The sequence below is a fragment of the Glutamicibacter sp. NPDC090743 genome, assembly GCF_044769125.1.
Taxonomy (GTDB): Bacteria; Actinomycetota; Actinomycetes; order Actinomycetales; family Micrococcaceae; genus Glutamicibacter.
In genome coordinates, this window is sequence record NZ_JBIVXE010000007.1 from 212,240 (window position 1) to 236,335 (window position 24,096).

The window sequence follows — 24,096 nt, forward strand, 5'->3', positions numbered from 1 at the left end:
TGTCGGCATATCGTTGTCTTGAATTGGGGGATTTAAAGACGAATTGAAACACTCGCATTCATTTCGCATCTTTAGATGCATTGGGGAACTTATCCTGAGCAGTTGAGCCACATGGGGTGGCTGAATCATGGGCCAGGCTTTCATTATCTGAGGTCAAAGCCTTACTATAGCTCGCTCTTTTTCGGGTGGATCGCTCCTGCACGCCGCGCGATCCACTCAGGACATTCTTGTATGGGGGAGAAATGTCTAGGCATCAAAGGCGTGGCACTTTTGTGCCAAATTTGCGCCGTAAAACAGCTTTAAACAGATTATTAAAAGGATGCTTGGCGATAATTTCGTCGATTTCCTTGTGCTTTGCCATGACCATTCCGGGCATGGCAGTTGCTGCCGAAACTTCTGTTGGGGAAGAAGCCGAGGCCACACAGCAGGGGACTGAACCGGAGAACTCTGAATCGGTCCTTGCCACCGGCTCGGCCGAGGAAACCAAGGCCGAAGCCGACGAATCGTCCACGGCTGACACGGGGGAAGAACAGCCTGCTGCTAAAGCAGAAGTCAGTGCCAAGACCTCGGCGCCAGAGGAAGAAGCAGCGGCCGAACCCGAGTCCGCCCCTGCACCGGCACCGGCAACTCAGAAGCCAGAAAAGCCAAAAGCTGTGGAAACCACGCAGCCGGCACCCGAAGCGCAACCTGTGGAATCAGCTGCGCCCAAGACAGAGAAGAAGCCAGTGGACAAGGCTTCACCGGAACTTGCGCAGCCGAAGGCCGAAGTTTCGGAATCGGAAGATTCTACCGGGTCCTCGACAGCGGCCCGCGAGCCGATCACGGCCGCTGCCCTTGAGTCAGGTGCTCCGCGGATTTGCGAGTACAACGAAGGAGACGGCTCGGTCGACACCTTCATGCAGAAGTCCGATGAGATGCCCGCCTATGCCAACGGCAATGTCCACGAAGGGCTCTATGAGGGCGGTGTGGTCCACCAGCGCTTGGAAATGACATTGCCCGCCGGCGAAAACGAGCTGGTCATCGAGTACCAGGTCAAGCAGGCCGGCAAATGGGCCTATGACTATTTGCTCAACGAGACAGTGGACGGTGCGAACATCACCGGCTGGACTGTCGATGAAGGCGCCGGGAACGACCGCGTCGACACCGTCTTCATCACATTGATGGTCGACGGAGAAGAAGGCGACGAGTCAAGCGTCACCCTCTACTTCGATGCGCATATCGCCTCGGAGCTGGATCACGGCCCGGGCACCGGTGCTTCCTCAATCAACGGTTCGCCGTACCACGTCCTGATCTCGTCGTTGAACTGCAAGTCCATTGGACAACGCGACAACCAGATCCAGGCCGGTGCGGTCCAAGCCGGTTCCGTAACCGTCATCAAGGACGCGGTTCCTGCCGACGGCACGGATTTCGACTTCACCCTCGCCGAGGACCGCTTCGGCGACTCGACATCATTCAACCTCGATGACAGTGCCGATTCCGATACCGGCGCGAGCTTGCCGCAGAGCGTCACCTACACCGTGGCGCCAGCTACGATCACCGTCACCGAAGAGGACTTGCCAGCTGGCTGGAATCTTTCCTCGATCGCCTGCACCGGCGCCTCGGCTATCCGCAGCGGTTCGGCCATCACTTTCAACCTGGGCGACAACGATGAAGTCACCTGTACCTTCACCAACACGAAGACCACCTACGACGAGCTCACGGTCCACAAGGATGTGCAGGCATCCTATGACCGCGACTACGACTGGGATCTGGACAAGTCGCTGGCCGAGGGCCAGCAAGCCACAGTGAAGGCCACGGCCACCGGAGTGGACGTCGACTACAACGTGGTCGCCACCGCCAGCGAGGCCCAGGACAGCAACTTCCAGCTCTCCGGCACCATTACCGTGATGAACCCGAACGACACGGAGATGTCCGGGATCACGCTGGCCGACCAGCTCGATGGCGCCAATTGCGTCATCTCCGCTGGCGGATCGCCGATCGCCAATCCGGTGACCATCCAGCCCGGCGAGAATTCCTTCACCTATGAATGCAACCTGCCCGGGGGAACCAGTGCCGCCAGCGCCGGTACCAACACGGTGAGCGTATCCTGGGACCCGGAGGTCTACTATGGCACCGCTGGTCAAGCCAGCGCCTCGGCCGACTACGATTTCGCGTCCGTCTCGCCAACGGTGACCGACGATGAAGTCACCGTCACCGATAGCGAAATCGACCTTTCGGGCATCGCCGGCGGTAACACCGTTACAGCGGGGGAAAGCCCGAAGACCTTCGCGTACACCATCGAGTGGGACGGCGTGCTCGGAGAATGCACCGACTACCAGAACATCGCCAGCCTCGCCGCAGACGACGGTGAAACGCTGACCGACAATGCCACCGTGGAAGTTTGCATCGGCCAGGACCTGGCTATCGAGAAACTGGTCGTGTCCAGTTTCAACCGCAGCTACGACTGGAGCATCGCCAAGGACGCAGTAGGCGAGCAGCCATTCACCGCGGATCCGGAAACCGGCGAATTCACCGCGCAATACTCCGTCACTGTCACTCCCGAAAGCTATTCGGACAGCGACTGGGCCATGAGCGGAACCATCACGGTATCCAACCCCAATGACTGGCAAGCCATTGACGTGACCGTCACCGACCAGGTCGATGTGGGCGGGGACGCAACCTGCCAGGTGGTCGGCATTGCCGGCGAACCGGACACGCTGGACGCCGATCCGGTGGCACCGGGCTTCCAGGCAACACTGGATGCCTCCCAAACACTGACCTTCAGCTACAGCTGCACCTTCGGATCGCAGCCGAATTACGAGGGCAGCAACACCGCCGAAGTGACGTGGTCCTCCAGCGAGGCCTCCACCGCTTCGGGCAGCGCCACCGAAGTTGTACCGGTGGATGCAGGCGACTGGACGCAGACACCGCTGAACCAGACGGTGACCGTGACCGACCCGCTGCATGAGTTCGATCCGGCCTGGACCATCAATTACTCCGATGGCCCGCAGAGTCGGACCTATGAATACACCTGGACGGTGGAGGAGGCCGGCAAGTGCCAGAGCTTCATGAACACCGCCACGATCACCGGAAGCAACCAGCTGGTCAAGAGCGATGACGCCCAAGTCGAAGCGTGCCGCCAGGCAGGGCTGACCGTCACCAAGGACGTGACGGCCTCCTACGACCGCACCTACTTGTGGAGCATCGACAAGCAGCTGGCCGAGGGCCAATCGCCAGATGCCGTCGTCGAGGAAGACGGAACCGCTACCGTTCACTACACGGTGCTGGTGGACAACACCGGCTACGAGGATTCCGGGCAGCAGCTTTCCGGAGCCATTACCGTGGCCAATCCCAACGAATTCGAAGACATCGAAGTGACGATCAGCGACGAGAATACCCTCTCGGCCGCCTGCACCATCGTGGCCGAGGACTCGAATCCGGGGATGGAAGGCATGCAGCAGGTGGTGCCGCGCAGCGGCTCGATCACCGTGGACTACAACTGCGATGCATCGGCCGTGGCGGAGGCCGACTACACCGGCCACACCAACACGGCGGTGGTCACCTGGGGTGATGGGCTGCAGGCTGAGAGCCAGCCGGTACCCATCGACTTCACCCTGGATGAGAGCACCGATGAATCCGTTGGCGTCTGGGATGACCAGGCTGATCCTTCCGGGGACCCGGTACTGCTGGACACGGTCCACTACGCCGACGCCCCGCAGAGCTTCAGCTACGAGATCACCTACGAAGTGCCGCGCGATGAATGCCTGGTCTTCACGAATACCGCGTGGGTGGATCTGGCCGGCGAGGACATCGAGGACTCGCAGGACGTGGGCATCTGCGACCAGAAGAATCTGGTTATCACCAAGGACGTGGACGCCAGCTACGCACGCGACTACGACTGGTCGCTTCACAAGCACGTGGACCGCAGCGAATTCACGGTCGCCGGCAACGGCACGGTCACCGCGCACTACACGGTAGTGGCCACCGCCGGCGAAGCGCAGGACAGCGCGAAGCAGGTGTCCGGGACCATCACCATCAGCAACCCGAACACGCAAGTCGGGGACCTGGTGGCAACGGTCACCGATGTGCTCTCCATCCCGTCGGCCAGCTGCACCATCGAGGGCACCGATGCGGATGGAAGCGCCGGCGGTTTCCAGCTCGTGCTCGGTGACGGGGAAAGCACCACCCTGGGCTACAACTGCCAGGTCCCGGCGGACACCGACATCACCGCCCAGTACACGAACACGGCAACCGTGGCCTGGGGCCAGGAGCGCCAGGCTGAAACGGACGTCGATTTCGGGTTCGAGCAGGCCCTGCTGACCGACGGTGAAGTCGCCATCACCGATGACCAAACCGTTGAAGGCCAGGAAGTGGTGCTGGGCACCGCGATGGCCGGGGAATCGCCGAAGGCCTTCGAATACGACCTGGAACTGCAGGGCGTGGCCGGAACCTGCACCGAGTACACCAACACCGCGGTGCTCGATGAGGCCAACGGCGAGGGCGAGGAGAACACAGCTTCGGCCAGCACCACGGTGTGCGCCGGAGCAGATCTGGATATCGCCAAGAACGTCGTGACCTCCTTCGACCGCTCCTACCTGTGGTCGCTGGACAAGGAACTGCTCTCCGGGCAACCGCTGGCAGCCAACCCGAATACCGGCGAAGCCACGGCGAACTACCGGATCACCGTGACCCCCGAAGGCCACGAGGACGGCAATTGGGCAATGAGCGGAGAAATCACGCTGGCCAACCCGAACGACTGGCAGGACGCGCCGGTCACGGTGCAGGACTTCGCCGATGTCGGCGGAGACGCGGCCTGCACGATCACCGGGGTGCAGGGCGAAGCGGTGGCGGACATGTCCGCCGAGCAAGCCGGCTTCCAGACGGTGATCCCCGCAGGGGCCCAATGGGTGATGGCCTACTCGTGCACCTTCGCATCCCAGCCGGACTACAAAGGCAGCAACACCGCCACCGTGGACTGGGACGCCCAGGCGCTGAGCACGGCCAATAGCCAGGACTCGGACACCGTGGGGATTTCGGAACAGGACTGGAACCAGACGCCGCTGAACGACACGGTCACCATCACGGACAGCGCCCACGAGTTCGATCCGGCGTGGACAGTGGATGTGGCCGATGGGCCGCAAAGCCGGGACTACTCGTTGACGTGGACCGTGGAGGAGGCAGGCACCTGCCAGGTCTTCGAGAACGTCGCCACGCTCACCGGCGATGACGGCTTCACCGTGACGGACAATGCGCTCGCCGAAGCCTGCCGCGAAGCGGCCTTGGAGATCAGCAAGACCGTCGAAGCCGCGTACGACCGCACCTACCAATGGCAGATCGACAAGGTCTTGGCCGAAGGCCAGGACCAGGAGATCACCACCAACGGGGCGGCCAGCGAACCGGTGGACTACGTGGTCAAGGTGGAGAACACCGGGTACGAGGATTCGGGATGGGTGCTGGAAGGCCAGATCACCATCACCAATCCGAACCAGTACACGGGCATCGACGCCACGATCCAGGACGTGGTCGATCTGGAAGGGGTCACCTGCACCACCTCTGAATCGCTGGTGGGCATCCCGGCCAACGGGACAATCACCGTCGGCTACAGCTGCGATGTCTCCGCAGGAGTCGATCCCGGCTCCTATAGCGGCGGCACCAACACCGCCACGGTCAGCTGGGGCGATGACCGGGCATCGAGCACGCAGGTGCCCATCGAATTCGCCATTGATTCCCGCATCGATCGGCAGGTCGAGATCTGGGATGACCAGTCGAATCCCCAGGAGCCGGTGCTGCTGCGCACCGTGGACATCGATGATTCGCCGGTGCTCATCGAGTACCAGCTGGAGCATGATGCTCCGGCCGGTGAATGCATGAGCTACACGAACACCGCCTGGGTCGATACCCAGGCAGGGGAGGATCCGAGGGATGAGGCGACCGTGCAGCTCTGCGGCTTGCTCGATCTGATGATTGCCAAGGATGCCGAAGCCAGCTTCGATCGGACCTACCTTTGGGACCTGGAGAAGAAGGTAGACCGCACCGAGGTCACTGTCGCCGAGGACGGCACCGCCGACTTCTCCTACACCGTTTCGGCCATTCCGGACGGAGCGGAGGATTCCGGCCATGAAGTGCACGGCATGATCGTGCTGGTGAATCCGAACCGCTTCGCAGCAGCCTCGACGGTAGCCACCATCACCGATGAGATCAGCATTGAAGGGGTCACGTGCACCATCGACGCCGAGGACGCCGATCCGCAAACCGAGGGTCTTCAAGTCGCGGTCCCGGTGGGCAGCGACGGAGCCGGAGCCACGGTGCAACTGCCATACAGCTGCTCGGGTACCCCCGCCCAGCTGCACGGCAGCAATACCGCCACCGCAACCTGGGGCGAGGGTTCGGTGGCCACGTCAACCGCACCGGTGGACTACCTGCTGGATGCTGAAACCGATCAGCAGGTCACCGTCATCGATGACAAGACCAACCCCGAGTCGCCGGTAGTGCTGGGCGAAGCGATCTGGAATGCCGAAGGCACCCCGGTCGACTTCGACTACACCCTGCGCCACCAGGCCCAGGCCGGCACCTGCACCGAGTTCACCAACACCGCGGTGATCCAGCAGACCGGGGCCGAGGATTCGACCACCGTCACCCTCTGCGGACAGAAGGCCCTGGGCCTGCAGAAGACCGCTCAGGGACTGGTGGATCTGGATTACGAATGGGAGGTAGATAAGCGGATCGACCAGAGCAAGCTCACCGCGAACGAGGATGGAACCTTCACCGCGCACTACTGGGTTCAGGCTCGCAACACCGCAGCCGTAGAGCAGAACTTGCGGCTGGCCGGTGAAGTGATGGTGCAGAACCCGAATGATTTCGGTTCCATCACCGCCACCTTGGAAGACCGGATCGATACCGCTGGCACCAGCTGCCGGATCGATCTGGAGGATGCCGATGAAGCGGCCGCTGGATTGCAGGTCGTGCTCGATGCCGGGGAGAACTTGGGGGCCCGGTATGAATGCGACCTCGCTAGCTGGCTCACCACCGATGCCTTCGAAGTAGCAGTCAATACGGTGATTGCCACCTTCGATGACCGCGAAGTGCGTGCCGAGGCACCGATCGGCTTCACGATCGACGCAGTCACGGACGAATCGGTGAGAGTCACCGACGACATGATGGATCCTGGCGCCGAACCGAAGGTGCTCGGAGAAGTCCACGTCCCGCAAGCTCCCATGCAGTTCGAATACGAACAGGTGCTGGAACCCGAAGCGGGAACCTGCACGGTATACACCAATACCGCGGCAGTGCATGAGAGTACCGACGGCAACGGCAAGGACGAATCCTCGGTGGACCTGCAACTGTGCATTGAGCAGGGCCTGATGATCGCCAAGAGCGCCGACGCCCAGTACGTCAGGGACTACGACTGGTCGGCCCGCAAGGAGGCGAAGGAAACGAAGTTCGAGGTTGACCCGGACGGGCAGGCCACGGCCAAGTACACGGTCCAGGCGATGCTGGAGGGCTACGAAGACCAGGACTTCACCGTCAGCGGTGAGATCACCGTGGCCAATCCGAATGACTTCAAGGACACGCAAGTGCTCCTGGAAGACAAGCTATCCATCGCCGGGGCCAGCTGCTCCATCGAAGGATTGGCGGAGGGGAAGCTGGAGCTTGCGGCCGGGGAAACCCGCACCGTGAAGTACAGCTGCACCTTCGAAACACCTGTTGCCGAGGCCGACTACACCGGCCACGAGAACACGGTGAACGCCAGCTGGACCGACGTGGAAGGGACAACCCGCACGGTCACTGCCAAGGCTCCGCTGGAATTCGAAGCGGCAACGGCCACCGATGAAATGGTGACGGTCTTCGATGACTACACCAGTCCCGGCCAGCCGCGGGAACTGGGCACGGTCAAGGCCGAAGAGCAGAGCAAGAAGTTCACGTACGAACTGGTCTTGGACGGCGTAGCCGGCAAGTGCCAGACGATGACGAATACGGCCTCGATACCGGAGAAGTCCGGCGAGGATGGGAACAATTCGGATTCGGCGGACGTGGAAGTTTGCTCCGAGGCTCCGCAGGCAGCGCCACCGGCACCACCGGTTCCTCCGGCTCCGCCAGCGCCGGCAGCGCCGGCAGCACCACCTGCCCCGCCAGCACCGCTTGCGGCAACCGGCCTTGACCAGGGCTCGTTGTGGCTGGCAGGGGCTGCAGGGATGGTGATTATCGCCGGAGCATTGATCCTGCTTCGGTACCGTCGCCGGAACCCATAGTCCGCGCGCCAGTTGGATGCCGGCCTTGCCTCTCGCGGCAGGGCCGGCATTCGGCGTGCGGGGGAACAATCCCTGCTGCTTCAGGGCTAGTGCCTTGGAAGCAGAACAGGCCCGGTCCGCTTATTCGCATAAGTGGTCCGGGCCTGTTGCCGTGGTCAAGCCTTCTGGCTAGATTTGGGCCGCGCTTTGGGCTGCGGCTTCACGCTCATCGGCTTCGCGCATGGCACGCTCTACACGATCCACGTCGCGAACCGCACCCTTGTCAGCGGACAACGCCATGGCGGCGTAGGCCCGCAACGCAGGGGAGACCACGCGCTCGCGGCTCTTCGGGCGGTACCCGGTGGTAGCGATCAAGCGCTCGCGGCGTTCTGCCAAGACCTCGTCAGAGACGTTCAGGGTCAGCTCGCGGGTCGGGATATCGATGGAGATGGTATCGCCATCTTCCACCAGGGCGATCATGCCGCCGGACGCGGCCTCGGGGGAGACGTGCCCGATGGACAGGCCCGAGGTACCACCAGAGAAGCGGCCATCGGTGATCAGTGCGCAGGCCTTGCCCAGGCCGCGGCCCTTGAGGAACGAGGTGGGGTAGAGCATTTCCTGCATGCCCGGCCCGCCCTTGGGACCTTCGTAGCGGATGACTACTACGTCGCCTTCCTTCACCTGCTTGTTCAGGATCTTCTCGACGGCTTCATCCTGTGATTCGCAGACCACTGCTGGGCCGGAGAAGGTCCAGATCGAAGGGTCAACGCCAGCGGTCTTGACCACTGCACCGTCCACGGCGATGTTGCCGCGCAGTACGGCCAGGCCGCCGTCCTTGGAGTAGGCGTTCTCAACCGAGTGGATGCAGCCTTCTGCATCATCGGTGTCCAGCGCCGCCCACCGCTCGGACTGCGAGAAGGCGGTGGAGGAGCGCACGCCGCCCGGGGCCGCGTGCCACAGGTCAAAGGATTCCTCCTTGGCCTTGCCGCTGCGGATATCCCAGTCATCGAGCCATTCGCCCAGGGTTGCCGAGTGAACCGTGTGCACGGTTTCATCCAGCAGGCCGCCGCGGCGCAGCTCGCCGAGGATTGCGGGGATGCCACCGGCACGGTGGACATCTTCCATGTAGTAGATGGTGCCGTTGCCCGCAGCGTTGGGTGCAACCTTGGCCAGGCACGGGACACGGCGGGACACTTCATCGATCTCATCGAGGCCGAATTCCACGCCGGCCTCGCGGGCGGCGGCCAGCAGGTGCAAGATGGTGTTGGTGGAACCGCCCATGGCGATATCCAGCGCCATGGCGTTGCCGAAGGCCTTCTTGGTGGCGATGCTGCGTGGCAGCACCGTCTCGTCGTCTTCGCCGTAGTAGCGGTTGGCGATATCGACTACCAGCTTGCCGGCGTTTTCATACAGGTCCTTGCGGGCCGTGTGGGTAGCCAGGGTGGAGCCGTTGCCCGGCAGGGACAAGCCCATGGCCTCGGTCAGGCAGTTCATCGAGTTGGCGGTGAACATGCCCGAGCAGGAGCCGCAGGTCGGGCAGGCCGACTCTTCGATGCGCAGCAGGTCTGCATCCGATACGTTCTCGTTCACGGCCTCGGAGATGGCATCCACCAGGTCCAAGGTGCGCACGGTGCCATCTACCAGGGTGGCGCGGCCGGCTTCCATCGGACCACCGGAGACGAAGACCGTAGGGATGTTCAGGCGCAATGCGGCCATCAGCATGCCCGGGGTAATCTTGTCGCAGTTCGAGATGCAGATCAGTGCGTCGGCACAGTGGGCATTGACCATGTATTCCACGGAGTCGGCAATGAGGTCGCGCGATGGCAGCGAGTAGAGCATGCCTCCGTGGCCCATGGCGATGCCGTCGTCCACGGCAATGGTGTTGAATTCGCGGGGGATGCCACCGGCGGCGGTGATGGCGTCGGAGACAATGCGGCCTACCGGCTGCAGGTGGGTGTGCCCTGGAACGAATTCAGTGAAGCTGTTGGAGACAGCGATAATCGGCTTGCGCCCGAGGTCAGCGCCGTTCACGCCGGCTGCGCGGAACAGTGCGCGAGCGCCGGCCATATTGCGGCCATGGGTGACAGTGTGTGAACGAAGTGTGGTCATACCTAAAATCTCACCATATATTTGCCCTCAAACCCAGACGGTGACGATACTAGTAGTACTACTACCATGCAATGAGGTTTACCCTGTGACTCCAAGTCAAAGACGTCGCGAAGAACTCGCCGCGTTCCTCAAGGACCGCCGGGCCCGGGCTGACAGGGCTTCCCATGGATTGCCGGAGATCGGACGCAGCCGCGTGCGCGGCCTGCGCCGCGAAGAGGTCGCCACCTTGGCCGGTGTTTCTGTTACTTGGTACACCTGGCTTGAGCAGGCCCGCGACATCAATCCCTCGCGCCAGGTTCTGCAGTCCTTGGCACGGCTGTTCCGGCTCACCCCGGTGGAATCCTCGTACCTGTTTTCTCTGGCAGGGCACGGTGAGCTTGACCCGATTGGCACCGGCGGCATGACTCCAGCCCTGCAGCGTTTGCTCGATGCGTTGCAGTTCCCGGCCTTCCTGCTCTCCGCCGACTGGACCATCCTGGGCTGGAATGAGGCCTATGAACAGCTGTATCCGCGGGTGGCTTCATTGGACAGCGAAGATCGGAACCTGTTGTGGCTCGTTTTCACCGATGCGCAATTGCGTGAGATGCTCCCGGATTGGGAAGTGCAAAGCCGCGGTTTCGTGGGAAGCTTCCGTGCCGAAACGCGTGGATGGCTCAGCCCGTCGGGGGAGAGCGGCATCGTTGCGCGGGTCTCTGCGGCCTCCCCGGAATTTGCCGCGATCTGGAATGAACGCGACGTTGCAGGTTTCCGCACCGGTGAACGGGTGTTCCGGCATCCTGAATTGGGGCTGACGCGCTACGAGCAGCACAACCTGACTCCTACCGAAGCCACGGACTTGACCCTGTTGATGTACACGCCGCTTTAGCGCAGGTGGGCTCGCCGAAGTAGCGGCAGGGAATCGGAAGAGATTCGAGATCGCTAGGCTTGTACGCATCGAATCATTTAACCGCTAAGGGCCACAGCGCTGATCGGAACGTGCAGCGAACAAGAGCACTTCCATTTTCGGTTCCAGTTCGGAAATGCAATAGTCGGCGCTGAGCTGGCTAAGGCTCGTCTGGAAACCCGGACGAGCTTTAGCCCGGATAGTTGAGTAGGCTCAAGGCAGCGGAGGCATGCATTAAAGGAGTGGCCGGAGCTAAAAGCTCACGAACTCAAGCGCTCTCGCTTTGAACTCCCGGCTGGTCACAGCGTTGGCGTGATTGCGACCTGCCAGCCACAGCACTTCATTGCGTGTTCCTGCGTCCTTCAGAAGGCGACGCAAATGCGGCATGGTGGTCGCCAGATCGTCCTGGTCTCCGGCGACCAGCAAGGTTGGAACTGACGGCACCTTGGCTGCCGGATCGTAAGGCTCGGATTTGATTGCTTCTATGAGCTCAAAGAGCGCTGATAGATCATTGAACGGTTCAGCCTCGGCAATCCGCATGATGGCGGCGGTGTAGTCGTCATGGATCTTTTCGCCCGTCTCGACGTAGGCACGGGCCTGGCCCAATTCGAAGGCGGCCAGCGGATCACCGGCTCCTGGACCCCCGATGACCAAATGATTCACCAAATCCGGATTGAAAGCGGCGAACTCCCAAGCCAGCCGGGAACCCAAAGAGTAGCCGATGACGTCCACGGGACCATCATCCAGATCCATCACTATGGCAGCCAGGGCCTGGCGAATTTGGCTTGGCGCCCAGCTGCCGTCATTGCGGCGAGGATCTTCTCCATGGCCGGGCAAATCAACCAGAAGGACATCTCGTCCTGCATCAGTGAAATATTTCAGCCAACGCGAGCGGTCCCAATTCAGTTCGCCGGATGAGGCGAAGCCGTGGATGAAAAGCACGGATGGGCTTTTCACCTCAGCGTTTGCGCTAACCACTCGAAGATTCAGATCCAATGTCATGCCATTGATCATAGGCCATTCACCCTCGAAATGTGATCTGGGCTAGCGCCTGAAGAGCGTTAATGTCAGAATGACTCTAACGAATCCGAATGTGCTGAAAACGAGGCAAATAAGAAATGTCATCCGTACCGGGTTGGGCGAACGTCGACGAACGCCGCAACCTCCCGCCCGCTCTTGCGGTTTCCACTGTGATCCTGGGAATCCGTGAAGGCAAAGATGGCGGACCCGACAAGCTCTGCTTGCCAGTGGTACGCCGCATTCGCCAACCCCACACCGGAATGTGGGCGCTGCCAGGCGGACCCGTTGATCCGCGCGAATCCCTCGGCCAAGCGGCCGGGCGCAACCTTGCCGAAACCACGGGCCTGCGCCCCACCTATCTGGAACAGCTCTACACCTTCGGCGATATCGACCGCTCGCCAACCCACCGCCTAGTCACCATCGCCTACTTTGCGCTGCTGAACGCAGATCAAGTGGGCGCCACCGTCCAAGACGACAACGTGGCCTGGTTCGATATCGATGATCCGCAGATTGCCCAGATGGCTTTCGACCACCGGAAGATCTTGGACTACGCCATGTGGAGGCTGCGCAACAAAACCGAATACGGGCAGATAGCCCATCGGCTGCTCGGCGAACGCTTCACCCTGGCGGCCCTGCGCGGAGTCTATGAAGCCATCCTCGGACGCCGTCTGGACCCTGCGAACTTCCGCCGAACGCTCAAGAGCACGGCATCCATCGAGGAGACCGACGAATATCTGGCTGGCGGACAGCACCGGCCACCACGGCTATACCGCTACGTTGGCCACGGACCTGACCCGTTGGAAGTCGACCCGCTGCACGACTAGCAAGCACCATCCATACTTTTCACCGTCATCCTGCAAGAAACGGACGAACCCATGAGCACCCAAATCACTGACAACGCCAACGCCTCGGTAGCCCAGAACATCGCTCGGCTCAATCTGCTGGCTCCGGCTTCCACCTGTTCCACCGACCTGGCCTCCAACCCGTGGGACACCCCCGCAGGCTACGGGCCAGGTGCCTCCCAGGAGGATTCGGTTCCAACGGGTTACCCGGTGCAGGGTTCGATCCCGGAGGAATACCTGGAGGCCAGCGACGCTAAGCTTGATACCCGCATCTTGGCGGCCAAGGAAACCCTGGGGGACAGGGCAGTGATCCTCGGGCACTTCTACCAGCGCGATGAAGTCGTGAAGTACGCAGATTTCGTGGGTGACTCCTTCCAGCTGGCCAACGCCGCATTGACCCGCGACAAGGCCGAAGCCATCGTGTTCTGCGGGGTGCACTTCATGGCCGAAACGGCAGATATACTCAGCCGTGAGGACCAGTCGGTGATCCTTCCGAATCTTGCTGCAGGCTGCTCCATGGCGGACATGGCAGACGGTCCGAGCGTGCAACAGTGTTGGGAAGAGCTCACCGCCCTGTATGCGGATGAAGCCGATGACGGGCGGATGCCGGTCATTCCGGTGACTTACATGAACTGCTCTGCAGAGCTCAAGGCCTTTGTCGGTCGCAACGGAGGACTGGTCTGCACATCCTCCAATGCTGCAACTGTTCTTCAGTGGGCTTTCGAGCGGGGACGCCGTGTCCTGTTCTTCCCGGACCAGCACCTTGGGCGCAACACCGCCAAGGCGATGGGCATTTCCCTGGAGCAGATGCCGATGTGGACCCCGCGCAAGGAATTAGGCGGGAACGAAGCCACCACCCTGCTCGATGCCAAGGTCATTTTGTGGCACGGCTTCTGCTCCGTGCACAAGCGCTTCAACCCCGCGCAGATCGCCAAGGCGCGCGAGGATTTCCCCGGCGTGCGCGTGATTGTGCATCCCGAATGCCCCATGGAAGTTGTGGACGCGGCAGATGAAGCAGGCTCTACCGACTACATCCAAAAGGCTATTGCCGCTGCTACCGAGCCAACTGCTTTTGCCATCGGCACCGAAATCAATATGGTCAACCGCTTGGCTGCCCAGTACCCGCAGCACAACATCTTCTGCCTGGACCCGGTGATCTGCCCCTGCTCCACGATGTACCGAATCCACCCGGGCTACCTTGCCTGGGTGCTCGAAGAGCTGGTTGCCGGACGAGTGGTCAACCAGATTTCCGTGCCGAAGGAACAGCAAGGGGATGCAAAGATCGCCCTGGAGCGCATGCTAGCTGCCAAGCCATGAGCCAGGGGCAACAAGAACCGAAGAAGCTGGTGATCGTCGGCTCCGGTGTGGCCGGCCTGTGTGCTGCCTTGCAAGCCGTAGAGCTGGGCATCCAGCCGGTATTGCTGACCAAAGGCAAACTGGGGGACTCGAACTCCGAGCTCGCGCAGGGCGGGCTATCAGCTGTTACCGGAGCATCCATGGCCCAAGGCGACTCCGTGTCCAAACACGTTGCCGACACGCTCAAAGCTGGCGCTGGCCACTGCGGCGTGGGACCGGTGGAACACCTGTGTACCTCAGGCGACGAGCTAGTGCAGGCTTTGGAATCCTATGCAGTGGCCTTTGACCGCGATGCAGACGGTGCCTACCAGCTTGGCCTTGAAGCCGCGCACAGCGCGCACCGGATTCTGCATATCAACGGGGATGCCACCGGCGCTTCACTGGTGCAAACCCTGGTTGGTGCCGTGCGCCAGCAGGAGACTGCCAAGAAGCTCAGTATTATCGAGGACGCGCTTGCCACCGAACTGCAGCTGCAGGACGGAAGAGTCTCAGGGGTGCACTACTTGCGCCACGATGAAATGCAGCTGCTCTCGTCCAGCGCCGTGCTGCTGGCTACCGGCGGACTGGGCCAGTTGTACTCAGCGACCACCAATCCCCGAGGAGCAACCGCCGACGGCCTGGGACTGGCCGCCCGGGCAGGTGCTGTCATCGCGGATGCCGAATTCGTCCAGTTCCACCCAACGCTGGTTGACCCTGCCCGATATCCCGAAGCCGGAATGGTTTCCGAAGCCGTCCGTGGCGAGGGCGCCATCCTGGTCAATGACGCAGGGCAGCGGTTCATGCCTGGAATTCACCCGGATGCTGAGCTGGCACCTCGTGATGTCGTGGCCCGAGGCATCCATGAGCAGATCCAAGCCGGGCACCATGTGTACCTTGATGCGCGGGCCGTGGAAGAAACGCGCGGCGCAGGATTCCTCGCTCGCCGTTTCCCATCCATCACCGCCAAGCTCGCGAATTGCACCGCGGGCGGCTCCGGCCTGGACATGGCTCATGACCTGATTCCGGTGGTAGCGGCCCAGCACTACTTCATGGGCGGGATCTACACCGACACGTCAGGACGAACTTCTGTCCCCGGTCTTTATGCGGCCGGCGAATGCGCCAACACGACAGTTCACGGCGCCAACCGCCTAGCCAGCAATTCGTTGCTGGAGGCCATGGTTTTTGCGCGGAACGCGGTTGCCGCCATGGCCGGTGAAGCTTCCGACACCGGGTGCGATATCAGCGGGCTGGTGGTCCAGGAGATCAGCGCGCCAAGCCCGGAAGCACCTCTGGATCTTGAACAGTTGCAAACGGCAGCCAGCAGCAAACTTGGTGTCTACCGCACCGGCGTGCAGCTCGAAGAAATGGTCCAGCTGCTAGCAACGAGCGCGCCTGTAGCTGCCACTGCCCGCGAGCAATCGGAACTGCGCAACCTGTGGACCACCGCACGGATCATCGCCGCAGGTTCCATGGCACGCACCAAAAGCCTGGGTGCGCACCATCGCTTGGATTCAACGGAATTCACCAGCAGCCAGCCAGATGAGGGTGTGCGCTATGGCTGGACTCTGCACCCAAGCGAGCTGGACAATGAAAATCTTTTGAGCAAGGAATTGAACGCGTGAACACTTCGACCCATCCGGTACCGAACGCCGCCATGGACCGCATCATCGAGCTGGCGCTCGCCGAGGACAATCCGCGCGGCGACATCACCGCGCTGACTATTGTTCCCGAAGGTGCGACAGCGACTGCTGTGGTGCAGGCCCGCCAGCCAGGCGTACTCTCCGGAGGTGCGGTATTCACCCGGACAATGCAGCTAGTGGATCTGCAGCTGGAGGTGGAACAGCTGATTGCCGACGGAGACACGTTTGCCGCCGGTGACAGCCTGATCAAGGTCACCGGGCCGGCGGCGAGCTTGCTGACCGCTGAACGCGTGGGGCTCAATCTCCTGCAGCGCATGAGTGCCATCGCCACGGCGACCGCTGAGCTCGTCGGCCTGGTTGCGCATACCAAAGCCCGCATTGTCGATACCCGGAAAACTACGCCAGGCCTTCGCGTCCTTGAACGCTACGCAGTGCGCTGCGGTGGGGGAGTCAACCACCGTGACAACCTGTCGGATGCTTTCATGGCCAAGGACAACCACCTGGCTTTGCTGGATAACGGAGAGCAGCTTACGGCGGCTTTGAAATCCGTACGTGCGCGGCTGGGGCACACCACGTCGATGGAAGTTGAAGTGGATTCGATTGCGCAGATTCCAGCAGTGCTCGCCGCCGGCGTGGATATCATCATGCTGGATAACTTCGATCCGGCGGACATTCCCGCAGCCATTGAACTGATCAACGGGCAAGCGGTGGTCGAAGCCAGCGGAAATATCAACGCCGCAACAGTCGTGGCTGTCGCTGAAGCTGGTGTTGATGTCATTTCCTCGGGGGCCATCACGCATTCGGTGAAAGCGATTGACCTTGGACTGGATATGGTTATTGCATGATCTACATGGATGCCGCATCCACTGCGCCGCCTCGCCAAGATGTACTCGACATGCTCAATCCGTTGCTGACCAAAGATTTCGGCAATCCGGCATCATTGCATGAAGCAGGCCAGCAGGCCAAGCGGGCTAACGACTGGGCAAGAACCCAGGTGGCTAGCCAGCTGGGCGTGGCAGCTGAGGAAATCTATTTCACTTCCGGCGGCACCGAGGGGGCCAATGCTGCCGTGATCGGGGCGGCCTTGGCCAACCCCCGCGGACGCGTGGTGGTCTCCAGTTCCATTGAGCATCCAGCGGTACTGGAAGCCTGCAAGTACCTTGTTGAATTCCACGGATTCGAACACCGCATCATCCCGGTATCGGCCACGGGGCTGGTCGATCTGGATGCGGCCGGCCAGCTGATCGATGCAGCTGTTGCCGTGGTTTCGGTGATGGCAGTGAACAATGAAGTCGGCACCATTCAACCGGTAGTGCAGGTTGCCCAACTGGCCCGCAACGCTGGGGCGATCATGCATACGGACGCCGTGCAGGGCGCCGGCTGGATTGACCTCAAGCCGTTGTGCGCCGCTGTGGACGCATTGAGCATTTCCGGGCACAAGCTCGGCAGCCTCAAGGGCAGCGGAGCACTGTACCTGTCCGCCACGCATCGCTTTGTGCCGCTGCTGCACGGTGGCGGACAGCAGGGCGGAATGCGTTCGGGAACCGAGAACCCGGCCGCTGCCGTGGGCATAACTGTGGCATTGCAGGCAGCGACCGCACAGCGCGAAGCAGGACTGGGCGCGAGCTTTGGCCCGTACTTGGTTGAACGGATTCTCAAGGAGCTCAATGCCAAGCATCCGGGCAGCGTCCAGCTGACTGGGGATCCGGAACATCGTGTTGGAGGCATAGTCTCCTTCGTTTTCCCGAAGACCGCAGGCGAAACTGTGCTGATTGAATTGGCCCGCAGGGGAGTCCTGTGCTCTTCAGGTTCTGCTTGCGCAGCGGGCTCGACCGATCCTTCGGCGGTGCTCACTGCGATGGGCTATGAAGAAGAACTGGCTCATACTGCTGTCCGTCTTTCGTTCACGCGCACCGCGAAAGAAAATGAGATCAGCCAGGTGGCCTCGGCTGTAGTTTCCTGCGTCTCCGGGCTCTTGAAGTAGCCAATTCGATAATCTCTGCAGGCTCGATTAATTCTGCGAGCCGCAGCAAATATGCCGCGAGTTCTCTTCGCATATGGTCGTGCATTAGTGCTTCGGGAACGGAATATTCCCCAAAAGCTGTGAAGGCAAGTTCCAACTAATGGGGAATATCCGAGTTCGCCTGATTAGCAGTCGTCTGTCTCTGGCTGATCGCCGGTGGCAGCTGCGGGTAGTGCCCGGTGGCGTTCGGCGCGCTTCAATCCTGCCATTCGTCCGCTAGCGGCACCGGCCAGTGAAGAGCCGAGATTCTTCGCTTTGGATACGCCAGCTGATGCCCCGGACAGGCTGCCTTTCACCAAGTTGCTATCGCGCACGGAACCCGCCACCTTTTGTGCCTTGTCGAGGGCGGACGCGCCTGCTGAGGTCAGTGTCGTGGAAAGGCCGTGTTCAGCCTCGGCCGCGTCCAAATCATGCAGCGCAGCCAAGTACTCTGCCGCGTCAACCAGCGGTGGCGGGAGTTCGCGCAGATGCTGCTTGAGCCTACTGGACTGCACCTTGAGCGTGACAAAAGTCAGCCCACCGGAGACCACCCCGCCAACGACGGGAACAATCTTGCTGACACTCTTGGCGAAGCTTTGCTTGGTGACATTGACGCCAATCAACTTCAGCGTTTGTTTCATCGGACCGTACCATGCTGTTTTAGTTAGAGCCTGTTTCGCGAGATTCTTCTGGATAGCCGGTCCAGCTACCTGGGAAGCAAACCGGCCGACCGTGGTAGACGCACCGCTGACTCCCATCATCACGCCGAGGAAACCGGCGAGTTTTCCCAGTGTTTCATCGTCGATGTGTTCCACGTCGTCCAGGAAGGATTGCCAGCCGTAGGTGTAGGCGATCTTCTGCATGACCCTGAATGCATGGATGTAGAACTGGGTGATGTCCGCCGGGATCGTACCGAACATGAAAAGCCCGCCAGGCAATCCACTGGCAAATGACAAGGCAGTGGACTTGCGAGTTTCGAAATCAATGGAATTGGAAGCAATATCGTCAAGGATCTCTGGCCCGATCCCCGCTGCGGCTGGGTTGGTCGAGACTGCGCGTTCTATCTGCTCGCGGCTCAAGCCCCTCTTGTGGAGCTCTGCAGTGAGAAAGTGCTCGCGGTCGATTTTCACACCCCTGAGCCGGATAACTTTCTTGAGGAAAACGGTAGCGAATTGCTCGGCATCCAGATTTTGATCCTTGAGCATGCTGGCAAGGGTCTCGTCAGCTTCTGGACCAGACTGCGTAGCACTTGGATCAGCAATGCCTAGCTCGGCCTCCTGCTGGCTGGCAAGATCCGGCTTCTCATTCGTATTCTCCTGCAATCTATTTCCCCCAAATGTATGTGCTGGAAACCAGCGGTGCGAAGTGTAGGCGAGTCGCTCACAGCTTATCCAATACGCGCCAGAAAGCAGGATCCTAGGGGAACCATGAAGCGGCGAAACCACCTGCGAATTGGTGATCAGTGAACCTGCCGTTGTTCGACACAACAGATGGAGGCCCGCACTTAGAAGTGGGGTTGCTGCACCGCAGCCCAAGAAAACGGTAAAAGAGAAATAGACGATTCATTCGAAAATGAATCGTCTATCTCTCAATCTGCGGATGCGCTGGTGTGGTCCAACCAGCTAGCGCAAGTACGTGCCGGAGACCCAGCCGTTCTTCCCGGCATACTTCACCGGGTACCAGCCGGACTTCTTCGAGCCGCGGATGGTCACCGTCTTTCCCTTGGGAATAGTGAGGATGACACGCTTGCCTGTTCCCGCGCCACTGCGCATGTTCAGGTTCGCGATGGTCTTCTTAGACGAGGACTTTGAGCTCTTGGGATTGGTGGTCTTCGGTGCAGTCCCGGAGGAGGAGAAATTGCTCAGGTAGGTGCCCGAGACCCAGCCATTCTTCCCTGCGTACTTCACCGGGTACCAACCGGACTTCTTTGCGCCGCGAATGGCGACCTTCTTGCCATTCGGAATAGTCAGCACGACGCGATGGCTGGTGCCTGCCCCGGCACGCATATTCAAGTTCGCAGTGGTCTTGGCAGACTTGGCATTGCTGGTGCTCTTCTGAGGCGCGCTCTTCTTCGAATCCTTCTTCGGTGCTGCCGGCATCGAGATGTTCTTCAGGTACTTGCCCGATACCCAACCGGTTTTCGAGCTGTAGCGAATCTGGTACCAACCGGACTTCTTGGATCCGGTCAGTTGGACGCTCTTGCCTTTCGGGATGGTCAGCAACAGCCGGTTTCCGGCGCCTGCCCCGGTGCGCATATTCAGATTCGCGGTGGTCCGCGCTGTGCCCTTGGTCTGCTTGGGAGTGCTCTTGGCTTTATTGCCAGAAACCCCATAGTAGGCTTCGAGGCTCTTGGCGCCGGAGTTCTTCACGCTCTTGGCCAAGGAGGTACCCAGGTAGCGGAAGTGCCACGGCTCGTAGGAGTAGCCCGTGACGGATTCCTGGCCCTTCTGGTAGCGCATGATGAAGCCGTACTTGTGTGCGTTCTTGCCGACCCACTTGCCCACAGGAGTGTTGGCGAAGCAGGCCTGCAAACCGCAAGCGCCGTTGGCATTTCCCACGTCAATGGCCAGGCCAGTCTGGTGCTCGCTGGTGCCCGGTACAGCGGAGATGCGTGAAGCGTAGCTCTTGCCATAGATGCGGGTGTAGTAGTTGAACAGCTCAGCCTGGCGGTTGTATGAACGATAACCGCTGACAGCCCGGATCTTGACACCGTCCTTCGCAGCTGCCTTGGCCATCTTGCTGTAGGCCTTGGCCGCCGAGGACTTCAGCCGGACGTTGGTGCCCTTGACCGCTACCGTCTTCGGTGCGTACTTAACGGGACTGAGCGGGTACTTCTTGTTGACGAAGACGTCATCCTTGCTCGGATTGCGCTGGATTCTCTTGGCGGCAATCTGCAGTCCGCTATCAACTGCCAGTGCCTGAGCCTGTACCGCTGAAGTTGCTGGAGCAGGGGCTGTGGCTAGTGCCGGGGTTGCCGGAAGCACTGTTGCAAGCAGTGCGGCCGACAGGACGGCAGCCATTGAAGTCTTGAACGCCCGAGGCAGTTTCATGGAACTCTCCGATAGAGGTGACAAGCGATGCGACCATCATTCCATCATCTATCCATGACTCGTTCAAGACGTTACTGCAAACGTTAGAGAAGGAATGGTCTCGTTGGGCCAATCTTTTGAATCAACTAGCGCGGCAGTTCCGCCCTTGGCGCCAGAGGCCGGCAACCAGTGGCTGCTGGCGGTGCGGATATGGATAAACGGCCTCCCACTTGAGGCACCGCAAGTATTCCATGGGCCGTGGCCGCAGGGTCTTCGCCACTGGGTTTTCCAGTCGGCCAGGCGTGCCGCAAGGAGCGCGGCCTGGGAAAATGCTCGCTGAACTTTGCTTGCAAGAAGTCGCAATCCTCACGCCAGCCGCCTGGACAATGCCCCGTTCCTGGAGTCAAGTTGGTGGAAGAACGCGAAGGGCCAATTTTTCTAGCTCGGCGAGATTTGGTAGGTTTGCGTGCATGCGTATCCGTCCAGAAGTCTTCGATGACCGAGCTGCGGTGTATGCAATAACCCATGCTGCGTTCTCCGGCATCGATCCGATGGTTGAGCCTGAGGAAGTCGGACTGCTGCAGCGTCTATTCGACTGCGACCAGTACGATAACCGTTTCTCAATCGTTGCCCTGGATGACACAACGGTCATTGGGCACGTCATCGCTACATGGGGCGAAGTGGACGGGGAACCGTTGCTGGGACTTGGCCCGCTAGCTGTCGCCCCGGAATACCAGCACCGAGGTGTCGGGTCGATCCTGATGCAAGAAATTCACGACAAGGCCGAGCAGGAAAGCATCAGCGGTATCGTTCTGCTGGGCGCCCCTGGCTACTACCGCCGCTTCGGCTACGAAGCGGCGCAAGGTCGCGGGATCCTGCCTACGCGCACCTCATGGGGCGAGCACTTCATGGTGCGGGTCTTCGACGATAACCGCCTGCCGCGCGGCAACTACCGCTATGCCAAGCCGTTTGGCGTCTAAGCGCTAATTTTCGCTGGGAATTTTCCCATATCTATTGTCACTAGTGCTCTTCGGGCGTAAACCTGTCTTATGGAACCACATGAAGAGCTTCGCGAACTGTCCTTCACCGTGTCGGGAATCATTTCCAAATCGATCAGGCAAGTATACGAAGCTGTGGCTGATCCAGAACAGCTTTCCCATTACTTCACTACCGGCGGAGCATCCGGGCACATGGAAAACGGTGCCACCGTGACCTGGGACTTCCATGATTTCCCCGGCCCGTTCCCGGTCAAGATCGTGGAAGTGGAAGAGCCAAAGCGTATTGTCCTGCAATGGGGCGGCCAGCAATCCACTGCTGCCGATGGCATGAATACCGTGACGTTCGAATTCGCTTCACTGGAAGACAGCACCCGAACCAAGGTGACCATCAGCGAGGCCAGCTGGGTGGCGACCTCCGAAGGAGCCAAGGCTGCCTTTGGGAATTGCGAGGGCTGGACTGGGATGCTGGCCGCGATGAAGGCGTGGCTGGAATACGGGATCAACCTCCGCGAGGGGTTCTACAAATAGCCGGGATCGGCAGCTAGCGGCGGCGCTGGTAGTAGACGTGCGTGGCAAGCGTCGTTTCGCGCCGTGACACGCGGTCCATATGCGTTTCTATATCTTCAACGCTGATCGGTTCGCCATGCCCGAGGCGGATGGGCGCGATATGCAGCCGCAGCTCGTCAATGAGGCCGGCTCGCAAGAACTGCACAACGGTGTTTGCTCCACCGGCGATGGCCACTGGATTCTCTCCCGCCGCTTCCTGGGCTTCGGCGAGGGCTTCCTCGATCCCATCGGGGACGAATTGGAAGCTGGTCCCGCCCTCCAGGCAGAGCATCGGCTTCGGATGGTGGCTGAGCACGAAGACCGGGGCATGGTACGGAGGGGTCTTTCCCCACCACCCGATCCAGTCGGCGTTTTCCTCACCGGCTGGAGGGCCGAACATCTTGCTCCCCATGATGAAAGCCGAGGCTTCGGTAATAGCGGAAATTTCCGCTTGGTTCTCTTCGAGGCGCTCGAACTGCCAGCGGTGCAGGGCTTCGGCTCCCTCGCCCAGCGGATTATCCATGCTCTGATGGGGTCCAGCGCAGAATCCGTCCAGGGAGACGGTGACATCGCAAACTACCGAGCCCATGGCAAATGCCTCGATTCAACCTACATGCCGGCGGGAGAGTGGCTACTCCTACAATGAACCTGCCCGGAGGCAGAATCAAGCCCAAGTCCGGGACAATGCACCCGGACGCCTAGCTCTCCACGTCTTTTGGCGCACCGGCAACATTCCACAGCGACAAGTGGTATTTCCGGATCAGCGCTGCTTCCAGGAGCAGGGCCGCCTTGCGGTGGATGCAGGTGACCCACCGGCCTTCAAGGTTCAAGCGGTCAATGGCCAGGCGTGCCACTTGCTGGATTGAGCGGGATTCACCGCGGTCCGCCTCGATTGCCAGGTCCCGCAGCCACTGGGGATCCGCTAGTCCTTCGTCAAAAGCGTATTTGCCCATGCCGGAGGTCGCGCCCTTGCCGCTGGAATAGATCTTCAGTCTTCCGCGAAGTCCCTTTCCGCTGCGTTCGCCAGCCTGGCCCACGTAGATTGGCTCATGTTCCGAGGCGCCCGCGCGGCGGAACATGTAGACACCCGGGGCCACTGGCGCCGAGTCGGCGGTGGCTTCAAAGGAGTCCCACGGCGACCAGTCCAGGGATTCAATGACCTGGTCGTCAATGGGCGTGAGGGAAATTTCCAGCCCCGGCGCGCCGGCGAACTGAAGCTGGGTCTGCAAAGCGGCGGAGACATGCCAATTGCCACCTGGCTGAGGCGGCTTCTGGATGGCGCCCTTGGGACGATGCTGGCGCAGATAGCTGCGCAACTCCTTGGTTTCTACGCCAAGGGTGCTGGCAGCTTCTTCCAAGCTGAATAGCTTTTCGTCCTTCAAGAGTGTTCTGCCTTCTGTGCGCCGTGATTGAACAGTTGATGCTGAATCAATTTAATCCCATGGAATGCCCGGGAGCCCGGAAGGAGCTGCCTATGGCATGTCC

At 60.8% G+C, this 24,096-nt stretch carries 15 protein-coding genes; 9 read left to right on the top strand and 6 right to left on the bottom strand.

What is annotated here, in order from left to right:
- Positions 1–323: 323 nt before the first annotated feature.
- Complete coding sequence (locus tag ACIQTS_RS15680; protein ID WP_402473835.1) at positions 324–8,228, top strand: LPXTG cell wall anchor domain-containing protein; 7,905 nt, start codon at positions 324–326, stop codon at positions 8,226–8,228.
- Positions 8,229–8,396: 168 nt separating this feature from the next.
- Here ACIQTS_RS15680 and ilvD read toward each other — a convergent pair whose 3' ends face one another.
- On the bottom strand, positions 8,397–10,316 hold the full coding sequence (gene ilvD / locus ACIQTS_RS15685) for a dihydroxy-acid dehydratase (protein WP_402473836.1): 1,920 nt from the start codon (positions 10,314–10,316) through the stop codon (positions 8,397–8,399).
- A gap of 85 nt (positions 10,317–10,401) precedes the next feature.
- Between ilvD and ACIQTS_RS15690 the strand changes: the two genes are divergently transcribed.
- The gene (locus ACIQTS_RS15690) at positions 10,402–11,181 is read left to right on the top strand and encodes a helix-turn-helix transcriptional regulator (RefSeq protein ID WP_400290869.1); all 780 of its coding nucleotides are present in this window, start codon (positions 10,402–10,404) and stop codon (positions 11,179–11,181) included.
- 270 nt (positions 11,182–11,451) lie between these two features.
- Here ACIQTS_RS15690 and ACIQTS_RS15695 read toward each other — a convergent pair whose 3' ends face one another.
- The gene (locus ACIQTS_RS15695; RefSeq protein WP_402473837.1) at positions 11,452–12,201 is read right to left on the bottom strand and encodes an alpha/beta fold hydrolase; all 750 of its coding nucleotides are present in this window, start codon (positions 12,199–12,201) and stop codon (positions 11,452–11,454) included.
- Between the two features lie 116 nt (positions 12,202–12,317).
- Here ACIQTS_RS15695 and ACIQTS_RS15700 point away from each other — a divergent pair, with 116 nt between their 5' ends.
- Genes ACIQTS_RS15700 through ACIQTS_RS15720 form a run of 5 tightly spaced genes read left to right on the top strand, consistent with a single transcriptional unit; the run spans position 12,318 to position 18,020 of the window.
- Positions 12,318–13,043 carry an NUDIX hydrolase gene (locus ACIQTS_RS15700; protein WP_400290873.1) on the top strand — a complete coding sequence of 242 codons (726 nt, stop codon included), beginning with the start codon at positions 12,318–12,320 and terminating at the stop codon, positions 13,041–13,043.
- A 51-nt stretch (positions 13,044–13,094) separates the two neighbouring features.
- Positions 13,095–14,378: a quinolinate synthase NadA gene (gene nadA / locus ACIQTS_RS15705; protein ID WP_402473838.1), complete on the top strand. Its 1,284-nt coding sequence runs from the start codon at positions 13,095–13,097 to the stop codon at positions 14,376–14,378.
- Positions 14,375–16,018 (top strand): L-aspartate oxidase, encoded by a 1,644-nt coding sequence (gene nadB / locus ACIQTS_RS15710; protein ID WP_402473839.1) that lies wholly within the window; start codon positions 14,375–14,377, stop codon positions 16,016–16,018. Before nadA ends, nadB begins: the two co-directional genes overlap by 4 nt.
- Positions 16,015–16,881, top strand: coding sequence for a carboxylating nicotinate-nucleotide diphosphorylase (gene nadC / locus ACIQTS_RS15715; protein ID WP_400290879.1), 867 nt, complete (start codon positions 16,015–16,017; stop codon positions 16,879–16,881). The genes nadB and nadC overlap by 4 nt, the downstream gene beginning before the upstream one ends.
- Positions 16,878–18,020, top strand: coding sequence for a cysteine desulfurase family protein (locus tag ACIQTS_RS15720; protein ID WP_402473840.1), 1,143 nt, complete (start codon positions 16,878–16,880; stop codon positions 18,018–18,020). The genes nadC and ACIQTS_RS15720 overlap by 4 nt, the downstream gene beginning before the upstream one ends.
- Positions 18,021–18,184: 164 nt before the next feature.
- On the opposite strand, the gene ACIQTS_RS15725 is transcribed toward ACIQTS_RS15720, so the two are convergent.
- Both ACIQTS_RS15725 and ACIQTS_RS15730 read right to left on the bottom strand, forming a co-directional pair.
- Positions 18,185–19,360, bottom strand: coding sequence for a hypothetical protein (locus tag ACIQTS_RS15725; RefSeq protein WP_402473841.1), 1,176 nt, complete (start codon positions 19,358–19,360; stop codon positions 18,185–18,187).
- A gap of 300 nt (positions 19,361–19,660) precedes the next feature.
- Positions 19,661–21,088, bottom strand: a complete 1,428-nt coding sequence (locus ACIQTS_RS15730) for a D-alanyl-D-alanine carboxypeptidase family protein (RefSeq protein ID WP_402473842.1) — start codon at positions 21,086–21,088, stop codon at positions 19,661–19,663.
- Positions 21,089–21,537: 449 nt separating this feature from the next.
- On the opposite strand from ACIQTS_RS15730, the gene ACIQTS_RS15735 reads away from it, so the two are divergent.
- Positions 21,538–22,047, top strand: coding sequence for a GNAT family N-acetyltransferase (locus ACIQTS_RS15735; RefSeq protein WP_400290887.1), 510 nt, complete (start codon positions 21,538–21,540; stop codon positions 22,045–22,047).
- Positions 22,048–22,116: 69 nt separating this feature from the next.
- A complete protein-coding gene (locus ACIQTS_RS15740) occupies positions 22,117–22,593 on the top strand; it encodes an SRPBCC domain-containing protein (RefSeq protein WP_105658050.1) in 477 nt (158 codons plus the stop codon).
- A 13-nt stretch (positions 22,594–22,606) separates the two neighbouring features.
- Here ACIQTS_RS15740 and ACIQTS_RS15745 read toward each other — a convergent pair whose 3' ends face one another.
- Complete coding sequence (locus ACIQTS_RS15745; protein ID WP_402473843.1) at positions 22,607–23,200, bottom strand: dihydrofolate reductase family protein; 594 nt, start codon at positions 23,198–23,200, stop codon at positions 22,607–22,609.
- A 109-nt stretch (positions 23,201–23,309) separates the two neighbouring features.
- Complete coding sequence (locus tag ACIQTS_RS15750) at positions 23,310–23,993, bottom strand: hypothetical protein (protein WP_402473844.1); 684 nt, start codon at positions 23,991–23,993, stop codon at positions 23,310–23,312.
- Positions 23,994–24,096: the final 103 nt, after the last annotated feature.

What these genes read in the sequence shown, in the direction of transcription:
- nadA (WP_402473838.1), top strand. Translation starts at nt 13,095, where the DNA reads ATGAGCACCCAAATCACTGACAACGCCAACGCCTCGGTAGCCCAGAAC.
- nadB (WP_402473839.1), top strand. Translation starts at nt 14,375, where the DNA reads ATGAGCCAGGGGCAACAAGAACCGAAGAAGCTGGTGATCGTCGGCTCC.
- ACIQTS_RS15735 (WP_400290887.1), top strand. Translation starts at nt 21,538, where the DNA reads ATGCGTATCCGTCCAGAAGTCTTCGATGACCGAGCTGCGGTGTATGCA.
- ACIQTS_RS15695 (WP_402473837.1), bottom strand. Translation starts at nt 12,201, where the DNA reads ATGACATTGGATCTGAATCTTCGAGTGGTTAGCGCAAACGCTGAGGTG.
- ACIQTS_RS15730 (WP_402473842.1), bottom strand. Translation starts at nt 21,088, where the DNA reads ATGAAACTGCCTCGGGCGTTCAAGACTTCAATGGCTGCCGTCCTGTCG.
- ACIQTS_RS15700 (WP_400290873.1), top strand. Translation starts at nt 12,318, where the DNA reads ATGTCATCCGTACCGGGTTGGGCGAACGTCGACGAACGCCGCAACCTC.
- ACIQTS_RS15740 (WP_105658050.1), top strand. Translation starts at nt 22,117, where the DNA reads ATGGAACCACATGAAGAGCTTCGCGAACTGTCCTTCACCGTGTCGGGA.
- ACIQTS_RS15720 (WP_402473840.1), top strand. Translation starts at nt 16,878, where the DNA reads ATGATCTACATGGATGCCGCATCCACTGCGCCGCCTCGCCAAGATGTA.
- ACIQTS_RS15745 (WP_402473843.1), bottom strand. Translation starts at nt 23,200, where the DNA reads ATGGGCTCGGTAGTTTGCGATGTCACCGTCTCCCTGGACGGATTCTGC.
- ilvD (WP_402473836.1), bottom strand. Translation starts at nt 10,316, where the DNA reads ATGACCACACTTCGTTCACACACTGTCACCCATGGCCGCAATATGGCC.